This window comes from Levilactobacillus koreensis JCM 16448, from assembly GCF_001435525.1.
Classification (GTDB): Bacteria; Bacillota; Bacilli; order Lactobacillales; family Lactobacillaceae; genus Levilactobacillus; species Levilactobacillus koreensis.
Genome location: NZ_AZDP01000030.1, coordinates 31,474 through 51,729, shown reverse-complemented (window position 1 = coordinate 51,729; position 20,256 = coordinate 31,474). Strand labels below are relative to the sequence as shown.

Here is a 20,256-nt window from a genome sequence, read left to right as displayed (position 1 = left end):
GAAGATGCTAGTTGCATAGGTCAGAAAAGTGTCTAACATTTTACTTGCACTTCATTTTTGCTGACTTACAGCATGGGACGGCTTGGAGACTCGCTTCCTGAGGCTTCAAGCCGAGGCCACAGACCGCTCCTCAGGCTGCGGCCGGTCCCCACCGGACGGCGTACGTGACTGGCGTAGCGGTTACGACCTCACAGGGTGGCGTTCCTGCCAGCCGAAGCCGGACTACATTTTCTTTTGAAACAGCCAGTAGGTGACGTTGGTGCCCTCGAAGAGCTGGGTGTGGTACGCGATGGCACGGTAGTTACGGTCCAGCGTCTTCGCCAGCTTGGCCGTCCCCGGGTTCAGATTCCCACTGGTGATGCGGCCACTGCCTCCCTGCCACTGCTTGATGGACTTGCCAGCTGGCGTATTGAGTACGACCCATTCGACCTGATGATGCTTGATCACGTTAGTCTGGTCACGCAGAATCTGGGGATCGGCCGACTGCGTAATATTATAATTTTGAAAATAGTACGTCGACGGCACCGCACCCGACGTGGTGTAGAAGCCCATGTCGATCGACCCATAATTTAACAACGTCAGCTTCTGGTCGACGGGCGTCCGTTGCCGCATGAGTTTGCCAAAGACGACCTGCGCGGGCTGTTGCGGCTTAGTGGTCGCCTCCTCCGTGATCGACGCGTTGTTCGGGAACACCCGTGAGTCGGTCACATTGTTGTTGACCCCCAGGACTAGAAACAGACTCAACGCCAACGTTCCCAGGATGGCAAACGGCTCATCCCCATTTGGCAACGGCACGCGCTTGAAGAATACTTGACCGAAATAGACCAATGGCAGCACGAAAAAGGCAAAATAAACCAATTCATAATACTGGTAGACCGCCCCCGACTGGTACCCGTATAACGCCAGCAACGCACTTGCCAGACCAACCGCCACGTAGAGTCCCCGTGTGAAATGGTGATGGAAGACTGCCGGCTGAAATAAAATTGCCAGCGTGCCCAAGACGCCCAACAGGAAGAAGAGAATGTTGCTTAAGTAAAATTGCGCTAGAATCGACGTCGACTGGATCAGGTTAGCGAAGAAGGCGACCGACGACGTGAGGTAAACGTGCGTGTTGAACAGGAAGTAGACCTTAATGAACGCGCCCAGCGACTTGGTCAGCAAAAAGTAGACCAGCCACGGCCCCGTCGTCATCACGAACCCCACGGCACTCCAGCCAACCAATTTGCCCAAATCCCGCCAGCGCTTGTGCACCAGAAAGTACACGCCTAGGGCCAGATAGAACATGATCCAGGCCCCCAGCAACGTGTATTTCGACAGCAGGACCACGCCGACCAGCGCGCCCTGCGCGAAGTACCACCAGTGGCTAGCATGAAAATTGTGCCGATCCAGCAGCACCAGCAGATAAATCAGTGATAGCAAGAATGGCAGCGTGAAGAACTCAACCGTATCGCCGTAATCGTAGTACGGGTGATACAGAAACAGCATTGGTGACAGCAACGCCACTAACAAGGCCGGCAGCGGCGCCAACCGCAACAATTTTCCCAGTCGATACGTCAGGTACATCGCCGCAACCAGTGTGAGCACCTCGTAGCCAAAAATTAGAATAAAGCTGCGTGCCGACACCAGATACGCCAGGCCGTGTAGGAAATACACGTAGGGCCCCTTCTGCTCAAAAATATCCTTATAGGGCACGATGCCGTTCATCATTGCCTTCCCCACTGTAAAAAATGCGTTGTTGTCCGGCGAATCGTCCACGTAAAATGCTGGCGACGTGTACGAACAAAACAACATGATAAACGTCCCAACGATGGCCAGTAGTCCGAGGTGCTGGGCGTCGCGGCTCCGTAATTTTTGGCCTAATCCTCTCATAGGTGCCCCTCCTTAATTTGTTTCGTAAACAATCAATCTGTGGGTATAAGAAAAGACGTGGTCCCCGCCACGTCTTCTCAAATCTTGATTTTCGTAAAATTCATCACCGGTCGGCATCAAACTTCACATTGAGAAATAGCCCTAAAGTCCCCGCATCTAGCAGAGGTTTCAGGCCGTTCCTGCCTCACTGATAGGGCCGCCAAGCTTGGCTACTGCCAATTCAAGAATTAACTTGACGGGCCATTATTACGAGTGGAAAACGTGCTATCCATCCCAGATTCAACGTTTCCCTGTCGTAACGACTACTTCTTGTAGATGGTGTAGCGAACCGTGTAAGTCTTGTAGCCCTTTTCCGCCACAGCAAACTTGAAGTATTTCGCCTTCTTAGCAGCCAACTTGTCGGCTTCCTTCTTGGTCAACTTGATCTCGAAGCGACCAGTCTTCTTAACCTTGAAAGTCAAAACCTTCTTGCCCTTGTTGGTCAACAGGGTAACGACAGCACCCTTCCGGCCCTTTTGGAACAGGAGCGTGCGGCTGTAACGAACATAGTGCTTACGCCCGCGGAGCTTCTTGGAAGCTGCTACCTTCTTACCCGGCTTCTTCGCTGGTTTCTTAGCTGGCTTCATTGGCTTACTTGGCGTTGTCGTTGAAGCAGACGTTGACGTTGCGGTCGAGCTAGCCGTACTACTGTCAGTCGTGTCGGTAACGGCACCACCGTTGTCAGTCATCGTGCCCGCACCGGTATCATCGTTGGTATCGGTTGCTGGCGTACTGCTGGCCGTGGAATCGGCGGTACTGCTCGAACTCGTCGCGTCAGTGGCTGGAGCTGTCCGGCCACCACTCTCAGCGACGGTCGCAGAACTACTGTCAGCAGGTGCGACAGACCCACTAGTTGAGTCGACCACGGCACTGACAGCACCACTGCCGCTACCGCTCAAGGCGTTGGCGCTACCGCCGTCAGCGTTCGCCGAAGTCGCAATGACGCCGGCCGTTGACAGTGCAGCGACTAACCCTAAAACATACCCAAAAATACGCTTCATACAAAAATCCTCCCCACAGATTATGATAGTTTTTCGTCAAATTACTGAGGAACTTGACTACTTGCTGGCATCATAGGTCCGTGGCTAAACCGGGTCAAGATGGCTCCTTTCATAAACAAGTTAATTTTTGGAAATAGCGGTCTGCATAAATATTTGTCGTACTCGGCTAGATAGCAAGTCAACTCTGGCAATTGCCGCCTACTGCCAAGCCTTCTATATTCATTCTATGTATAGAGTTACCAAATTTAACCGCGGATGAAATTTTGACTTGTATGCCTAACCTAACCAAAGTCCCCGTAAAGCTTGAATCTAGGCGGCCTAATCCACTCACCACCTAACCGGCTGAACGGTTGCTGGGGCGGACCTTGTGGCCAGGTGATGGTCAGTGTGCGAAGCCGGTTTTTCTGCGGCTATCGGCGGCCAAAAGCAGTCGGTATCTTTCACGGAAGCACCAGCCGCCAGTTAACATGAGCTCTAACTCATCATTACAACGCCATTCAAAAAGGGCATCGTCAGAATTCTCCAAAAAAGAAGAATCCAGACGATGCCCAATATCTTAAATTTAAAGGTGGGTCAAACCAACCCAAGTCGTAGGCTGGCGGGAACGGAACCCCGTGTCGGTCCTCTTAGACTGAGCGGTTTTCTCAGCCTTAGAGGAGAGGCCGAGCTTGAAGACTCGCTTTTGAGGCTTCAAGTCGCCCTGGGGACCGCTTCACAGGCCCCAGGTCTGCCTCACAGGGTGGAGTTCCCGCCAGCCGGAGACGACCATGACAACGGTTTATCCGAAGAAGCCCCCACGAATTGGGTAGCGACGACGCATCAAGAACATGGCTACGATGGCTAAGACGCCAAGAATGATACTTGGCCAAGCACCGATGACGGGGTTGATGATTGGTGGCAGGAGTTGGGCTGCGTAGAACAGCAACATCCAGACCACGAACCCTAACAGGACGAACAGCGCGCGAATCCAGCCGTTGTACTTGTGCTTGATCTTAGGATCGAACATCCGTGGCATGATCGGCAAGATGAAGCCGGCAACCAGGGCACTGACCAAGATCGCCGTAATCCCAACTGGGCTGCTAGTCTCCAACAACTTCGGACTGAAGAGGTACATCAGCCCAAACATCAAGTTAAAGATCATGAAGAACGTCAAGGCGTTGTACGCCATGTTTGGCCAGTAGTCCGGTCCCCCGATGACGGCATCGGGATGTTGTGGGCCTTCCACGATCAATTTAACTTGACCGTCGATGTCGCCGTACAGGTTCTTGGCGGTCTTCCCACTCTTTTGGCTTTCGACCAGTTCATTGACCATGTTTTGAACGGCTTCAGCCTTCTTTTCGGGCGAAAGCTTAGTCTTGTCTAAGGCCCGGTTGAAACGGAACATGTAATCGGCATTTCGCTTGGTTAACCCAACGTTGTCGAAGACCGCCCGTTCGTTCGCCGCAACGTCATTGCGTTTTTGGTGAACGCCCGCGTTACGCGGTTGCTTTTTGTTATCACTCATTTATCTGTTTCCCTTCTAAACGTTGAAGCGGAATTCGACGATGTCGCCGTCTTCCATCACGTAATCTTTACCTTCGACCCGCAGCTTGCCGGCTTCCTTAACGGCGGCTTCGGATTCGTATTGGTCTAAATCATCAAAGGCCATCACTTCAGCGCGGATAAACCCACGTTCGAAGTCGGAGTGAATGATTCCGGCTGCTTGTGGGGCCTTGGTACCGGTCTTAAACGTCCACGCACGAGTTTCCTTACCACCGGCCGTAAAGAACGTTTGCAGGCCTAAGAGGTGGTATGAGGCCCGAATCAGGCGGTTCAAACCAGGTTCTTCAACCCCTTCGGCTTCCAGGAAGTCTTGCTTTTCGTCGTCATCCAACTGGGCAATTTCTTCTTCGGCTTCGGCGGCAACGGCAATGGCTTCGGCGCCTTCCTTAGCGGCGTAGTCCTTGATGGCCCCAAAATACTTGGAGTCTTCGGGATCAGCCATGTCGTCTTCAGCAATGTTGGCCACGTACAGCACCGGCTTGGACGTCAACAGGAAGAGGCCCTTTACGATTGGGGCTTCGTCTTCGTCAAAGTCGATGGACCGCACAGCGCCACCCTTTTCGAGGACTGGCTTGATCTTTTCCAAGACGGCTAATTCGGCCTTGGCTTCCTTGTCGCTCCCCTTGGCAGCCCGTTCAACCTTCGTCAACCGCTTGTTAACGGCTTCTAGGTCGGACAATCCGAGTTCCAAGTTGATGGTCTCGATGTCGTCGATGGGATCGATCTTACCGGAAACGTGGGTGATGTTATCGTCATCAAACGCCCGTACAACGTGGACGATGGCGTCAACTTGGCGAATGTTTTCCAGAAATTGGTTCCCTAGACCTTCACCCTTGCTGGCACCCTTAACGATCCCGGCAATGTCGGTAAATTCAAACGTCGTTGGGACGACCTTCTTGGCTGGAATCAAAGCTTGAATCCGGTCCAAGCGACTGTCTGGGACTTCAACCATCCCGACGTTGGGGTCGATCGTGGCGAAAGGATAGTTCGCCATTTCGGCACCGGCCTTGGTAATCGCGTTAAATAGAGTTGACTTGCCGACGTTCGGCAGACCAACGATTCCTGCAGTTAATGACATAGCAATTATTCACTCTTTCTATTTATCGGCATCGGCTTGGTGCACCAATACCTTTTTTAATTTCTTCTCAAATTCGCGGCGCGACAGCATGACCACGTGCCCGCAATTCGTACACTTAATCTTGATGTCCGCACCCATCCGGGTAATCTCCCAGCGGTTCGTGCCACAAGGGTGCGGCTTCTTCATTTCAACCAAATCACCTAAATCATACATGGCAGGTCCTCCTTCGGGGCTGACGGTCGGTCCTAGTCCGACTGGATATTCAGCAAGTCCAAGATCCGGTTTAAATCATCGTTTGACAGGTATTCGATCTCAATATGGCCTTGATGATCCTTGTTGCCTTCATTGATGGAAACCTGAGTCCCAAACCGTTCCTGTAATTGATTTTCGGTCGACCGCAGGAATGGAGACTTCTTCTTGGCTGGCTTCTTGGCGAGTTTCTTAGCGGCACCATTGAGCTTGTTGACCTCGGCTTCAACGGCCCGGACGGTCATGCCTTCGCTGACGGCGCGCTTCGCTAGGGCGACCAACTTAGTCTTGTCCTTCAAGGAAAGCAACGTCCGCGCTTGGCCCATGGACAATTCGTTGCGTTGGAGCATGTCCTTGACGGCTTTGGGTAGGCCGAGCAACCGCAGATAGTTAGCGATGTACGGCCGGCTCTTCCCTAAGCGTTCGGAAACCTGCGCCTGAGTCAACGTCAACTTGGTCATTAACGTATCGTACGCTTCGGCTTCTTCCAAAGGGGTCAGGTCTTCTCGTTGCAAGTTTTCTAGGACCGCAATTTCCATCATTTGTTCTTCAGTAACCTCCCGGATAATGCCCGGAATGGTACTCTTTCCGGCAATCTTAGACGCCCGGAAACGCCGTTCGCCAGCAAGAATCTCGTAACGTTGAATCTGTTTGTCAGGTTGACGGACGATGATCGGTTGAAAGACCCCGGTCTTCTCAATGGAAGCCGCAAGATCGTTCAACCCCTTGGTATCAAACTTCTGCCGGGGTTGATAAGGGTTGGGCCGAATGTCAGCCAACGTCAAGTCAACGACGGTCTCTTCACCGGCGTCCACGCCATTTTCAGCAAACAGCGCATCAATTCCCCGACCTAAACTTTTCTCTTTCTTACTTGCCATGGGCAGCTAGCACTTCCTTTGCGAGTTCGGTGTAAACTTCGGCGCCCTTAGACTTCGGCGCATAATCAATGATCGGCATGCCGTGACTCGGTGCCTCCGCTAACTGAACGTTGCGCGGAATAATCGTGGCGTAAACCTTGTTTTGGAAATACTTCTTCACTTCTTCGTTGACCTGCTTGCCAAGGTTCGTGCGGGCGTCGTACAACGTCAACAGCACGCCTTCGATCTTCAGGTCGCGGTTAAAGTGCTTCTGAACCAACTTGACCGTGTTCAACAATTGCGTCAGCCCTTCCAGCGCGTAGTATTCGCTCTGAACGGGAATCAAAATGGAGTCGGCGGCCGTGAACGCGTTGATCGTCAGTAAGCCCAACGAAGGCGGACAGTCGATCAGGATGTAGTCGTAGTTGTCACGAACGTCATCCAACGCATCCTTCAACCGCGTTTCCCGCGCCATCATTGGCGTTAACTCAATTTCAGCACCGGAAAGCTGGATCGTTGCGGGAACGATATCCAATCCCGGGTGCTCCGTGTGTAAAATGGCCTCTTGAATCGGCGTCTCGTTGACCAAAACGTCGTAAACTTCCCGTTCAATGGTGGCCTTTTGAATACCAACCCCACTGGTTGCGTTCCCTTGGGCATCGGTATCGACCAACAAAACTTGTTTGCCGGCACTCGCCAATGCAGCCCCCAGGTTAACGCCGGTCGTGGTTTTACCCACGCCGCCCTTTTGGTTGGCTAAAGCAATGATATAGCCCATATGTCGTTTCACCTCTAGCTTTCTTTTGGAATGTCAATTGTAATTCGATAACCGGTTGGGGTCTCTTCTTCCTTCGTGGTCAGCGCCATTCCGGCGTCGGTCACCATTTTGACCGACTGTCGAATCGTGTTCACGGCCACGCGGGTATCGCCAGAGACACCGTGCTTGGTGACTTTTCGCCGGTGTTTCTTTGGTTTCTGTTGCTTGGTGATCAGCGCTTCGGTCTCCTTGACCGTCAATTTATCGTTAACGATCTTTTTGACGAATTCGGCCTGTTGCTCCGCTGGCACTGCCAGCAATGCGCGGCCATGCCGTTCGCTGATTTGACGGTTCAAAATGGCGTTGCGCACCGGTTCACTGAGTTTGAGGAGCCGCAGCTTATTGGCCACGAATCCTTGGCTCTTGCCAATGCCCTCGGCCAGTTGGGCCTGCGTCATGTGGTTCAGGTCCATCAATTGGCGGTAGGCGTGCGCCTCTTCAACAGCGGATAGCTCTTCACGTTGGAGGTTTTCGATCAATGCCATAGACGCCGTTTCGTCGTCGTTCATGGCCTCGATGATGGCGGGTACCGTTTCCCATTTAAGACTGGAAATGGCCCGGAATCGCCGTTCACCGGCAATGATCTCGTAGTGGTCTGGCTCGTACTCCCGTAACACGATGGGTTGTAGGAGGCCATGTTCTTCAATGGTCTGCGCCAACTCCGCAATGGCGGTCGGGTCAAACCGTTGCCGTGGTTGGAAGCGGTTCGGAATGATCTGGGCGACCGGAATCATCACCACATTTTGTTTCACAGGATGGGCCGGTTGCGTGGCCTTTTCCCGATTATTTCCAAATAATGAAAATGGCAATTAGCTTACCCCCATCCCATTAATCTTCTAACGGCTCCCGGTTGGGTGTGCCGGCTTTACGCGGATACCGCTTGGGCGTCTTGCGTACTTTGTCGATGACCACGATGTGTCGTGGATCGTTGGACACTGGTAGGTTGAAGGCTTCATCCGCTTTGAGCTCCCCGCCCAGAGTGGTGATAGCCGTCTGACTGACCGCCAGCTCATTTTCCGTTTGCGAGGCCTTTAAGGCAACGAATTGACCGCCGACCTTGGTGAGTGGCAGGCACAGTTCGCTCAACACGGACATGCGGGCCACAGCACGGGCCAAGACGAGGTCATAGCTCTCACGAGTTGTGGCCCGCTTGCCACCGAATTCTTCAGCGCGAGCATGATGGAAGGCCACCCCGGTCAAATTGAGCTTGGCGGCGAGATCATTTAAGAACGTGATGCGCTTGTTTAATGAATCGACGATGGTCACCTGAAGCTGTGGAAAAACGATTTTGAGCGGTAATGACGGGAACCCGGCCCCGGCGCCCACATCACAGATGCTGAGTGGCTCTGTGCGCATAGCGGGCACGTAAAAAGCGGGGGTCAACGAGTCGTAGAAATGCTTCAAGTAGACATCGGGCTCCGCGGTAATCGTGGTTAAATTAACATGTTCATTGGTCGCAACTAGGAAATGATAATAGTCAGCGAATTGTTGTTCCTGCGTTGTGGTTAATTGGATGCCCTGCGTGGCTAGCGCGGCACGAAACTCTTCTGGATTCATACACACTCTCCCAGTTCACTTCTGTGAAACACAATTGTTTCACGTTTGATTATACTTTACCTTACTTACTAGCGAAACGCAACCGAACCACCACGGGTTGTGACCTTCGGGGTGCGATTGTTTTCGTTGTGACGTCGTTTCCTATTATACCGAAAACCGGCGTCACATGAAACGCTTATTCCGGAGTTAAATTAGATGTAGGCAAAACTGTTCAAGATTGTATCGGAGTGACCACACTCCGGCTGCCAGGGATTCCGCCGGCTGTGGGGACGCTTCAGCCTGGGGGACGGGCTTCTCGCTCGACTTTGAAGCCGCGAAAAGCACGCGTCTTCAAAGTCGCCCATGGTGTAAGTCGGAAAGAACCCCGATTAACGCCATTTCCACGGCCGGCTACATTCTGGCCTCCTCCGGCTCCGATTGATCTTCGCCATAACAAATGTTGACCACTAGGTGTGTTCTATAGTCTAAGTTAGGGTACTCATCTCACTGACTTATGTATCGCTGGATTTGCTAATCGTAGTATTACCTTTTCATCAGAATTATCACAATCACGCTCAAGAATTCGGTGCCTAACTGAATTAAAAAAAACGCCATCGCCACCGATTATGAACCGGTGACCATGGCGTGACTTATCAATTTCAGAATGGAACGCCATCGCTGGCACGGTGCTGGCCCGTTAGCCTGGGACGGTGTTTGGCGAAGCCGGTGTTACCAATGGTGATTGTATCGATTACCGGCTGACCGAGAAAGAGCGGGTGGGTGGTGACGCTGGCCATCCCCCGTTGGATGGTGATGATATTATAGCTCACCCCGTCGTGAACTTCGTGGCGGTGTAGGTCCTGACAGTCGATGTAGGTCGTTGCCGACCCCACGCTGGTTACCGGAATCGAATTGTCCACCAAGTAACTCGCGCCAAAGTGAAGATGGCCAGTAAAAATTCCGCCAATGTTGTGCCCGTGCAGAATCGCCAACAGCTCCCGGTTATTTTGAAGAATGGCGTAACGCATCCCTCGTAGCGCCGGTGTATCCAACGGATGGTGGAGAAAAATAAATGCCCGTCGCCGTGGCGCCAAGTGGAGATTCTTATTAAGCCAATCAAGCTGTTCACGCTCTAACCAACCGGCCTCTTTATTCGGTTCCCATTTAGAATCCAAAAAGTAAAAGTCCATGTTTTGATAAACTTGTTTGTAGGCATAATAGGGCTGATGTTTTTGCTCTAAATACCCAATATTGAAGGCTTCGCGGTCATCCTGATCCCCCAGAATCACCTGCACGGGTGCGCCGACTCGCTGTGCTTGCTGTTGAAAGTAAGCATGAAGTCGCGCATAGTCAGCGCTAGTGCCGCCCTGTAAAAGGTCACCACTCACCACAATCAGATCTGGTTCTACCTGATGGGTCACGATGTCGTCAAAAATACGTTGTAATTTAGCAATCGGCGCGATCTGTTGATGATACTGCGGTGACTGCGCCGGTGCCGTTAATTGCGGATCTGATAAATGAACAATTGTAAACTTATTCATGCCCCCGTTGCCCCCATCAAAATAGACTCATGGTCCCCGGGAACGGTCCACCCGGCGACAGTTAAACCCTACTATCACTAAGTTAGTTCTAGCATAGCGAAGTTTTGTAAATTATTGGTGTGGTCTACGTCAACATCTTGTAAAGTTTCCGCAAAGGGTGAGCAAGGAGGCTATCAACATGACCAGCCGTTCTCTGACATGTACGACTTACAAAAGCATTGAAGACTCTTGTCAGCTGGCACCCCGCGCATACGTTTCCAAACAAAATAGCGCCGCAGCCCCCAGCGGAACCGCAACGCTATTTCAACCGTCCCTAGTAACCGAATCACAGTTCGGCCTACCAGAGGATTCATTATGGATGCTTAGGTGGTCGGGAAAACCATAACATCGGTAACCAAGTAATAATAAGTAAGATCAACGTATCCGTATCCATGGCAGACATACGATCATCCTCTTCCCCTTGATATATCCTCATAATAGCAAGTCCATGTGTTATTTCTGTATAAAAATGCTCCAGAACTTGTAAAGGTTTCTTTACACAGTTGACAGACTCATCCATACCTCAGTATTCATGCGGTTTGTAGATTCTAATGAGTCGACCAGCTTTTAAAGTTATCCGACCAATCCGCAACCAAAAAGTCGCCCCCACCATCACCAGTGAGGACGACTTTATTTAAAATTTTACAGCTTACGCGCGTGCCTAGTTCTTAATGGCCCGAACTTCTTCAAGGAACCACTTGTTGAAGGCTGCGGCGTCGATGTCGACAGAAACCTTGGCGTTGGTCTTGCCATCATGGTAAGCACCACGAATATCACCAACAGTTTCACCGATAGCTGGGCCATCAGTCACAACGTCGATCCACATGTCTTCCGTCTTGATTGCTTCTGGGTGAAGTAGGTAGAAGATGGTGTTCACGTCATGCATAGCGATACCACTGTCGCTGTTGTCACCATCGTTAATGATGATGTCATGCAGCATCTTCCCGGTTTCGCTGATCTTTGGCAATTCTTGAATGCTTTCGTGAGTCAGGAGGGCCTTCATGGTAATGTCCAGGCCAACCATCACGATTGGAATACCAGACTTGTAAACGATAGCGGCTGCATCTGGGTCGGTGAAGACGTTGAATTCAGCGGCACTGGTCATGTTACCCTTACCTAAAGCACCACCCATGGCAACGATCCGGTCGATGTGGCTCTTAACTTCTGGGTATTCTGAGAAGAGCAACGCGATGTTCGTGTATGAACCGGTTGGAACCAACGTGATTGGGTCGGAACTAGCCATGATTTCATCATGTAAGGCTTCGACGGCCGTCTTGTGTAATGGCTTTGGCAAATCAGTTGGGAATTCGTAACCAGGCATCCCTGAGGCACCGTGGATCCGGGCTGCGTCTTCGAAGTCCTTGAACAATGGTTGTTCAGCACCAGCAGCAACTGGAATGTCTTGGTTGAAGAAACGAACGATCTTCAAGGCGTTGATGGTGGTCTTGTCGACAGTAACGTTACCAGCAACCGTCGTGATCAACTTCAAGTCGATGTTAGGGTCGTTGATTGCCATCGTCAAAGCAGCTGCATCGTCAATACCTGGGTCTGTATCCATAAGAATTTTAATAGTCATGTTAATTTCCTCCCAATGAAATGAATTCAATTTTTAGTGCGGTCAGTAACCGCTTACGTTTAACCCTGGGTCAAGCTCCCACTAGAGCATGGCACTGAAGACCAAGTCGAGTAGGAACAAAACGCCTAACAAGTACACCGGCCAGGATAGTTCTTTACCTTTACCCAAAGCCAGCTTCATAATCGGGTAGCAAACGAAACCAAACGCTAACCCGGTCGAAATACTGTTCGTGAACGGAATCAGCACAATGATCAGAAACGCTGGGAACCATTCAGAGAAATCAGCCATCTTAATGTTGCCAATGGCAGCCATCATCAACGCCCCGGTAATAATAATCACGGGCGCAATGGCAGCGGACGGCACGTATGCCAGCAGTGGCACGAAGATCAGTGACAGCGCGAACAGAACCGCGGCAGTTAACGCCATAATCCCGGTCCGGCCCCCACTTTCGATCCCCGAGGCACTTTCGGCAGCAGCCACAGTAGGACTGGTCCCTAAGAAGCTCGACAAGAACGTGGTCACCGAACTCCCCTCAAAAGTCTTCTTGAACTTCTTCTGGTCAGGCAACAGTCCCTGTAATAGCCCCATCGACTCAAAGACCAAGATCATGGTCATCGAGAACGCAGCTAAGATAAAAGGCGTCGTTAGCCAGTTGGAGAAGTCGTTTTTGAAGACGATCTCGTGATATTGACCCAACCGCGCCAAATCAACGTTCGGCGTGTCTGAATCTTTGACCCCCAAGAAGAAGGCCAGGAGACTCGTTGCAATAATGCCAATGAAGAAGTTCCCCTTAATCTTCCGTAAAAACAGAATCAAACTGAGAACTAATCCAAAGAGCGCTAGCAACGGGGTGGGCTTCGTCAAGTCGCCCAAGACGATCAAGGAGGACTTCCCGGCAACGATCAGGCCCGCTTTCTCCAGGCCAATTTCGACCAGGAAGAGCCCAATCCCCGCGGTTATTCCACTCTTTAGCGACTCCGGAATGGCCTCGGAAAGAATCGTCGAAATCTTGGTGAAGGCGATCAGCATGTAAATGAAACTGGCGACCGCCGCAATTCCTAACGCTTCCTGCCAGCTCAAGCCCATGTTCACGACGATTGTGTACGTGAAGAAGGCGTTGACGCCCATTCCGGGAGTCAAGATGACCGGTGCGTTCGCCCAGAAAGCCATAATCAAACAGCCAATCACGGACGAAAAGATGGTGGCAAAGACACTTAAATCGGTCGGAATCCCGGCGTCTTTAAGAATCAGCGGGTTCACGATGATAATGTATGAAATGGCGAAGAAGCCAGTCACACCTGCGATCAGTTCGTTGCGGACGACATCCTTATGTCGCAGCGCTTCTCTTAGCGTCATACCATTGGCTAAGTCCACCTGCGTTTGTTGCTTATCCATAAAAATCCCTATCTTTCGGTGCGTCAATTCTCGACGCACAGACTTCACGGGCTTTGCAACCGGATGGTCTCAAACACCCGGCTGGGTTTCACTCCCTAAGGAAGGTCGGCACCCGTACGGACCGAACGGGTTATCCCGTCAGCCGCAAGCCACCAGTAGAAGTGGCCATCGCGGCCCACCCCAATCTGAGGCAGTTCCGCATTTTTTGACACAGATAGCCCAGGAAGCGAACGCCCCTGGGCTATCAATTTTAAAACTCACAGTTACCCGCGAGCACTCATTTTACCAAACGAACAAACCAACGATCCCGGCAGAAAGTAAGGAAACCAAGATCCCGGAAAGTAACATGTAACCAACGTTCTTAGAAATAAGTTCGTTGTTTTCGCGGTCGACGATACCCTTGAAACAACCGATAATCATCCCAGTAGTTGAGAAGTTAGCGAATGAAGTCAAGAAGACAGTCAAGATGGCACGGTAGTGATTAGAGAATGCACCGGTGTTGATGGTTGAAGAAATCTTACCCATAACAACGAATTCATTCGTAACCAGCTTAGTACCCATGTACTGTGCAAAGCCGAATGCGTCGTGGACGTTCAGACCCATTAACCAAGCAAATGGGAACATGATGATCCCTAAGATGTGTTCCAAGGATAACCATGGGTTGAACAAACCAAGCAACTTGTCGATCAAGGCAGCTAAGGCAACGAAGGCGATAACGTTAGCAGCAATGATTAAGATCAGACGGCCGGCACCCAAGATAGAGTCACCCAAGAATGAGAAGAATGGTTCCTTCTTGCCGTCGTCTTCAACTTCGCCGTCTTCAGCAGCAGCTGAGTTAGACCCACCGATTTTGGCAATGGTGTCTTCTTCAGGAGTAACTTCGACAGGGTTCAACATGTTGGTCACGATGATGGCGTTCAAGATGTTAATTGGAACGGCCGTCAACACGAATTGACCAGGAACCATTTGGGTATATGCACCCAGAATGGAGGCAGTGATACATGACATCGACATCATGGCAAGGGTCAAGTTACGTTCCTTACGCATGCTCTTTAATTGTAATTGTGAAACGGCTAAGGCTTCAGTGTTACCTAAGAACATCATTTCAACAGAGAAGAATGATTCGAACTTAGGTTGGCCAGTAATGAAGGAAAGGCCACGACCAACCCACTTGATGATCCAAGGAAGAATCCCGATGTAAGTCAAGATATCGAACATTGGAACAACTAATAAGATTGGTAGCAATGAACTGGTAACGAAGTTCATTGACTTAGCAGTACCACCATAGTCAGGCGTTACCCAGTTAGGTAAGGCGAAGACGATACCTTGGTAAGCCACTTGAACTAACCAGTTGAACCCATCGGCGGCACCCTTAACGATGTCTTGCCCGAGTGAGAAACTAGTGAAGAACCAAGCCAAGATCAAGTTAAGAACTAAGACAATGGCAGTTGACTTCCAGTTGATTTTCTTCTTGTTCTTCGAGAACAAGAAAGCGATTGCGAGGTAAACAATTACCCCTAAAATATTGACTGCGACTAGCATTGGTCAAAATACCTCTTTCCGATATTATTCTTTGATGTATAGACGTTTTCCATACAAAAGTTGACACGATGTTGATGCAGAAATTATGTAACGCATAACTTCTGTTACGAACGAACGATAACAGTTCGTAACAGTTGGATTTCAGCGGCCACCAGGGAATGGTGAAATTAAGCGGTGAATAATTGATGAATCGGTTCCTGATGTGCGCTGACCTTTGCAACCCAACGGTTACCCCCTGAGACTGATGCTTGCCCACCCCCTTTCAAGGTTAAGTCCTATTGCGTAATTTCATTTAAAAAGCTATGTCCGGCCGCGTGTCCCGCTAAACCGAAGTTTTCCAAGACCGTTGCACCGACATCGGCTAACGTCCGCCGAATGCCCAATGCGTGGGTACTCGGTCGCGACGGGGAGTAAGCCAGTAACGGCAAATACTCGCGCGTCGGTGTGACGGCCATGGTCGGGTCATCGGCGTGGGTCGCGGTAATCACTAGCAAGTCATTGGCGCCCATGTCGTGCATGAACTGTGCCAAATAACGATCCGCTAGCATCAACGCTTCCCCAAATGCTTGTGTATTCTGATGCTCACCGGCGAAACGAAATTCCGGCAGCAACACGTAGGTCAATCCAGAGGCTGGCTGAGAAAGCCGATCATATAGGATACGAAATGCATCCTTGTTGTCTCCCAACTGAACCCGTTCTGCCAAGGACTGGGTTTCCAAGTAACTCAGAAACGGTCCAGCGACAGTGACCGTGTAGCCAGCAGCCGGTAAGGTATCGAAGACGCTCTCCGTGCGGGTGGCACCATTATAGTCCCACATCTCACGAAGTCCCGTTGCCCGTCGATTGGTCTGCGCGCTCACGTGCAGGCGGCCGAAGAAGCCGGTTGGGGCGTCCACGGGGGCAATCCCGGGCAATGGATGGTCAATCCGAATATTACCAAGACCTAACTGCTGTAATGTTGGAAGATTTAGTTTATCAGCCCAACTAACCGCCACATGACCCAACGTGTCGGCGCCTACCGATTGAAAGCGGTTTGCGTCCGGGGCTTCCCCCAGACCCAAGCTAGCAAAATCGATCACGAAGATGCGATGAAAGGCCACCATTTCTCACTCCTTAGGTCAATATCAGAAATTGAACGTCCCCAATATTTTTTCGGTCTAGTAATAATATACCTTTTCCGAACCGGCCTGTAAATGCCCGATTTAAGAAAATCGTAAAAAGTCTATTTCCGAACATTGTGGGTGTTAATGGTTGTCAAACTACTAGCCTGTCCGTCAGCAACCGAATTTCCAGTTTCTTTTGCTAAAAGGATTTACCTTGAAAAATAGTTCCCGTTGGCCACCCCCTAAACGGTTGCTGGTAGCCCTACCAGCTCACTTTGGCGGTGACCAAACGGTTCATAACCTAACCTTATTCAATTTAGCAAATGCGGTGACTGACCCGAACGACTAAGGCTCCTTACGTCATAAAAACGGGCTTCAAGTATGGGATGACAACTCACTTGAAGTCCGCTAACTCTCGGAAAGGAGGTTGTGATTACTAAATTTCCGTTTCGTAATCATTTTAATTCTTAATCGCCTCATAACTAGATATTCCCACTGACTGACACAGCCGTTTATTCATTCTGAGTAATTTCAGACTGTCGTTTCAGCACGTTTCCAAAATCTTAATTCCTTCATTACCTCAACCGATCGACACTTTAACGATTCTTTTTGAAATCCTTGTGCGACCATGCTAACGCAACATCCGAGCTCTAGCTACTACCTGGAACTGTTTACAAGTCTTAAAACAAGTATGCTTACGTGAAGCACTAAGCTAAAACACTATTCAATTGTCTTGTTACCAGAAACCTGATACTTGAATCTTACCAGAGTTCGTTAGAAGGTTTATCGGAGTTGTCATACATCTTTCAGTTTCTCGGTGCTACTTACTAGTAAAACCTAACTTACGCTTAAAACGGAAATTGGTTTCATTAACATTGCATCAACTAGATTAACTGGAGCTTTGAATCACAACCCTTAATTCCTTTCCGCAACATAATAGTACCATGAGCTGTAAGCGTTTGCAATAGAAATACTAAACTTTTTTGCTCATTTTTGAACATATTTATCATCCGCGGTAAGGTCACTGGCCCAAGCTCACTCATACCGCGGTTTTGTCCCCTGTCGCAAGTTTTACGCAAAAAAAATACCGCCGGCGATGAACGACCGCTAACGATATTTCCGCAACGTATGAATCAATTTCCGGCAAATCCATGGGTTCTTGTTTGGAGGAAAAGTTTCACAGAATGAGCGTAGTAAAATTGATTCCAAAATTAAGGTTTTACTCCCCCGAGCCTATGCGGAGTTCTTCTCACGCACACCATAGTTATACCGCGAAACGGCTCGAATTGCACCCTTTTTGTCCGGGCAGTCCAGTAGAGGTAACGACCGAATGCCGGAGTTTAGGCATTTATAGGAAGAAAAATTTTTAAACTTATTTTAATACCAAGCCGGCTTGTCACCAGCGGTATTCGGCTTGTTGACCCCTAGGGACTCACGGACGGCTTGCGTTGGGTCGGCAATCAGGCTGGCCACCAGCGTTGCAATACTCTTCCGCGAGACTTCGGTCCCCTTGAAGGCCTCACCCTTCTGCGTGGTCTCGTAGGACACCTCATCGTGATTCGTGAGCCAGGCTGGCCGGATGATCGTGTAATCCAGATTGGACGCTTCGATCACCTTGGCAGCGGCCGCATACGTCTCCAAGTAGCCACCATCCAGCATGGAATGGTTCCACTCGCCGTACTTGCCCGGTACTTCATCGTAAATGCCTAGCGTGGAGATCCAGATCAACCGCTTGACCTGAGCCGCGTCCATGGCGGTAACAACGGCCTTAGCTTCGGCTTCGATATTGTGGCCAGCTAAGTTGGCGTAGACAATGTCCGCACCCTTAATGGCCGCTTCAATGTCGGCTGATTTGCTAGCATCGCCGTCAACAACATTCACGCGATCACTAGCGGCATTGGCTAATCGCTGGGCATTACGGAGGAACAACGTTAAGTGGTTCTCCGAATTTTCTAGCAACTGAATCGTGGCTAACTTGGCAATCTTTCCGTTGGCACCTAAAATTACAACATTTGTCATGTAAAATCCCTCGTTTCGTTTTAGTTTACGGTTATACTGTAATACTCATAGTTACATTTAGCAAGTCAAACGGTCTCATCCTATCACTACTTAGGGGGCTTAAGGCTGGTACGCCGCCATTTGTGGCCAAAACAAAAAGCACCACGGCAATTGCCACAGTGCTTCAGTCGTTAGATTAACATCAACGTGACGCCCTTGATTGGGGTCAAGCTGTCACCCAAGTCACCGAAGACCAATTCCTGTTTGAAAACAGGTTGGTCGAGTTCGGTCAGGTTCGTCTTCTCAATGGTCAGATGATAACGGCCATGCCGGTCACGCGTGAGTTCGTAGTTGACGAATTCTTGTTCTGGCGCATAATCCGCAAACCGAACGGCGTAGTGTCCGAGTTGGTGGGAAACGACCAGGCGAATCCCGTTTTCATCTCTAAATATATGCAAAATTGTTCACTCCTAAATTGATTAAAACTTTTACTGGTGCGTGGCAAATTGAAACAAAAAGGAAGAGCCGCCAGCGCGTCCCTTCCTCAATATCGTCATTTAAGCGATCAAAGATTTAGGGCAACCGCCGCGACTTTCGACAACCACGGTCCGTTAAACCCATGATCAGCTAAAAATGCGCACAGTGATGTCAGCCTCACCAAACCACGTTACGTTTGGTATCACCAGAATTAAGTCCTCTATGTACTTTGATTGTACCATACTTGCTTAGAAAAAATTAGGGCCGACCAAAACTCACCGAATTTTAAATACTTTCTGGAGGTTTTGCCTTGCACTTCTAGGAGAAATGCCGCAATATTAATAACTAGAAGATTCAATTATTAATTGGATAATAATTAATGCAATGGAGGCACTGACATGGCAAACACCAAGAACAGTCAGGCAGCAAAGATTCGGCAACAAATCATCACGTGGTTACAGGACGACCAAGAAACAGAAGTCGTTTCGGCAACCAAGTTCCCCGGCATCCGCGGCATTCGGGCAGTCAAACTCCGCCAAATGTTGGGTGCCCTAGGCTTTGCGTCCTCAGTCGTCATGGGCGCCGTCTCCGCCGCACCGTCGATCGACCGGCGCATCAAGAAGGCTGCGTTGAAGCCCCGCGAAGTCTATTACTATTTTGACGCTAACACAACCGCACCCGTTAGAACGCCGGCTGCCACAACCGTCGCTGTGACGCCGACACCGGCCGTGGCCAAACCAGCACCAGCAAGTGTACCAGCCGCTACTGGCTTACTGGCGACCGCTGCTTTCACGCGAATTCAAGCCAGCAACCAGCAATTAAGCGACGACCTGAACGCCCTATTGACCGCCGCTCAGCAACAACGCCCCTTGACCGACCTCGAGTTGGACTTCCTAACGAATTTTTCTGCACAAGTCGCTAAGCAAGCCGAGCTCTTACAGACCTTCACCACGCAATCGCGAATTGACCAGTTGCGGCATTAATATCGGTAACTTATTAACTAATTAGCGAATTCTTTTAACCATTTTACCGTTTTTCACGGATTTTCCTTGACTTTTAGGCACTCGACCTTTACTCTGTTATAAATTACTTTTATGGGGGACGATTGCTTATGGCATTGCACGAAAATAACCGGGTGTTTTGTGAAAAAACGGAACTCTTTTCTGATTCTTTTTACGGCATGATCACCAAAATCTACGAACACTCCGCACTAGTTAAAGTTGAGCCTAAACAACTGAACAAGAAGGAAACCGATAAGATCGATTCATTCGGCGACCTGGTTGTCATCCGGCAAAGCGAGCTACAACTAGTCGACGCCGCAGGTAAGCCCCTGAAAGAACCAGTCGACGAAGAACCACTTGAAGCGGCTGAATAATTCTTATAATGGTTTAATTGATCAGTGTCCCTTTGTGGATGCTGATTTTTTTGTTATTAATTAAAGGTTGAAAGTTCTAAAACACCAATCATGCCCGTTCCAGCAGCAACAATGAGACTAAAACTAGGCAACCTGGTGGGTCCTTCGCCTTGCCGGCCGGCAGATATGGGCTGGATCGGTGCGAACACAACTTGAAGCCTCGAAAGAGCCGAGTCTCCAAGG

At 50.1% G+C, this 20,256-nt stretch carries 18 protein-coding genes; 2 read left to right on the top strand and 16 right to left on the bottom strand.

The window, feature by feature from the left end; translation table 11 throughout:
• Positions 1–222 precede the first annotated feature (222 nt).
• The 16 genes from FC99_RS02160 to FC99_RS02085 all read right to left on the bottom strand — a co-directional run bounded on the left by FC99_RS02160 (position 223) and on the right by FC99_RS02085 (position 18,640).
• The gene (locus FC99_RS02160) at positions 223–1,869 is read right to left on the bottom strand and encodes a hypothetical protein (RefSeq protein ID WP_048732985.1); all 1,647 of its coding nucleotides are present in this window, start codon (positions 1,867–1,869) and stop codon (positions 223–225) included.
• A 302-nt stretch (positions 1,870–2,171) separates the two neighbouring features.
• The gene (locus tag FC99_RS02155; protein WP_048732987.1) at positions 2,172–2,909 is read right to left on the bottom strand and encodes a hypothetical protein; all 738 of its coding nucleotides are present in this window, start codon (positions 2,907–2,909) and stop codon (positions 2,172–2,174) included.
• A 778-nt stretch (positions 2,910–3,687) separates the two neighbouring features.
• A complete protein-coding gene (locus FC99_RS02150) occupies positions 3,688–4,413 on the bottom strand; it encodes a DUF1129 domain-containing protein (protein ID WP_048732988.1) in 726 nt (241 codons plus the stop codon).
• 15 nt (positions 4,414–4,428) lie between these two features.
• On the bottom strand, positions 4,429–5,529 hold the full coding sequence (gene ychF, locus FC99_RS02145) for a redox-regulated ATPase YchF (RefSeq protein WP_048732990.1): 1,101 nt from the start codon (positions 5,527–5,529) through the stop codon (positions 4,429–4,431).
• Between the two features lie 18 nt (positions 5,530–5,547).
• Positions 5,548–5,742, bottom strand: coding sequence for a DUF951 domain-containing protein (locus FC99_RS02140; protein ID WP_048732991.1), 195 nt, complete (start codon positions 5,740–5,742; stop codon positions 5,548–5,550).
• A gap of 32 nt (positions 5,743–5,774) precedes the next feature.
• On the bottom strand, positions 5,775–6,656 hold the full coding sequence (locus FC99_RS02135; protein WP_048732993.1) for a ParB/RepB/Spo0J family partition protein: 882 nt from the start codon (positions 6,654–6,656) through the stop codon (positions 5,775–5,777).
• Positions 6,646–7,413, bottom strand: a complete 768-nt coding sequence (locus tag FC99_RS02130; RefSeq protein WP_048732994.1) for a ParA family protein — start codon at positions 7,411–7,413, stop codon at positions 6,646–6,648. The genes FC99_RS02135 and FC99_RS02130 overlap by 11 nt, the downstream gene beginning before the upstream one ends.
• A 14-nt stretch (positions 7,414–7,427) precedes the next feature.
• Positions 7,428–8,261 carry a nucleoid occlusion protein gene (gene noc, locus FC99_RS02125; protein WP_048732995.1) on the bottom strand — a complete coding sequence of 278 codons (834 nt, stop codon included), beginning with the start codon at positions 8,259–8,261 and terminating at the stop codon, positions 7,428–7,430.
• A gap of 19 nt (positions 8,262–8,280) precedes the next feature.
• Positions 8,281–9,009: a 16S rRNA (guanine(527)-N(7))-methyltransferase RsmG gene (gene rsmG, locus FC99_RS02120; protein WP_048732997.1), complete on the bottom strand. Its 729-nt coding sequence runs from the start codon at positions 9,007–9,009 to the stop codon at positions 8,281–8,283.
• A gap of 638 nt (positions 9,010–9,647) precedes the next feature.
• A complete protein-coding gene (locus tag FC99_RS02115) occupies positions 9,648–10,529 on the bottom strand; it encodes a metallophosphoesterase family protein (protein ID WP_048732998.1) in 882 nt (293 codons plus the stop codon).
• A gap of 700 nt (positions 10,530–11,229) precedes the next feature.
• Complete coding sequence (gene rihC, locus FC99_RS02110; protein ID WP_048733000.1) at positions 11,230–12,144, bottom strand: ribonucleoside hydrolase RihC; 915 nt, start codon at positions 12,142–12,144, stop codon at positions 11,230–11,232.
• Between the two features lie 81 nt (positions 12,145–12,225).
• On the bottom strand, positions 12,226–13,539 hold the full coding sequence (locus FC99_RS02105) for an NCS2 family permease (RefSeq protein WP_048733001.1): 1,314 nt from the start codon (positions 13,537–13,539) through the stop codon (positions 12,226–12,228).
• Between the two features lie 282 nt (positions 13,540–13,821).
• Positions 13,822–15,081 (bottom strand): NupC/NupG family nucleoside CNT transporter, encoded by a 1,260-nt coding sequence (locus FC99_RS02100; RefSeq protein WP_048733002.1) that lies wholly within the window; start codon positions 15,079–15,081, stop codon positions 13,822–13,824.
• Between the two features lie 275 nt (positions 15,082–15,356).
• Positions 15,357–16,184: an alkaline phosphatase family protein gene (locus FC99_RS02095; protein ID WP_235805847.1), complete on the bottom strand. Its 828-nt coding sequence runs from the start codon at positions 16,182–16,184 to the stop codon at positions 15,357–15,359.
• Positions 16,185–17,561: 1,377 nt separating this feature from the next.
• Positions 17,562–18,203 carry an SDR family oxidoreductase gene (locus tag FC99_RS02090; RefSeq protein WP_048733004.1) on the bottom strand — a complete coding sequence of 214 codons (642 nt, stop codon included), beginning with the start codon at positions 18,201–18,203 and terminating at the stop codon, positions 17,562–17,564.
• 170 nt (positions 18,204–18,373) lie between these two features.
• Positions 18,374–18,640, bottom strand: coding sequence for a hypothetical protein (locus FC99_RS02085; protein WP_048733005.1), 267 nt, complete (start codon positions 18,638–18,640; stop codon positions 18,374–18,376).
• 417 nt (positions 18,641–19,057) lie between these two features.
• Between FC99_RS02085 and FC99_RS02080 the strand changes: the two genes are divergently transcribed.
• Together FC99_RS02080 and FC99_RS02075 are read left to right on the top strand one after the other, a co-directional pair.
• Positions 19,058–19,642 (top strand): hypothetical protein, encoded by a 585-nt coding sequence (locus FC99_RS02080; protein ID WP_048733006.1) that lies wholly within the window; start codon positions 19,058–19,060, stop codon positions 19,640–19,642.
• 128 nt (positions 19,643–19,770) lie between these two features.
• Positions 19,771–20,034, top strand: coding sequence for a hypothetical protein (locus tag FC99_RS02075; protein ID WP_048733008.1), 264 nt, complete (start codon positions 19,771–19,773; stop codon positions 20,032–20,034).
• Positions 20,035–20,256: the final 222 nt, after the last annotated feature.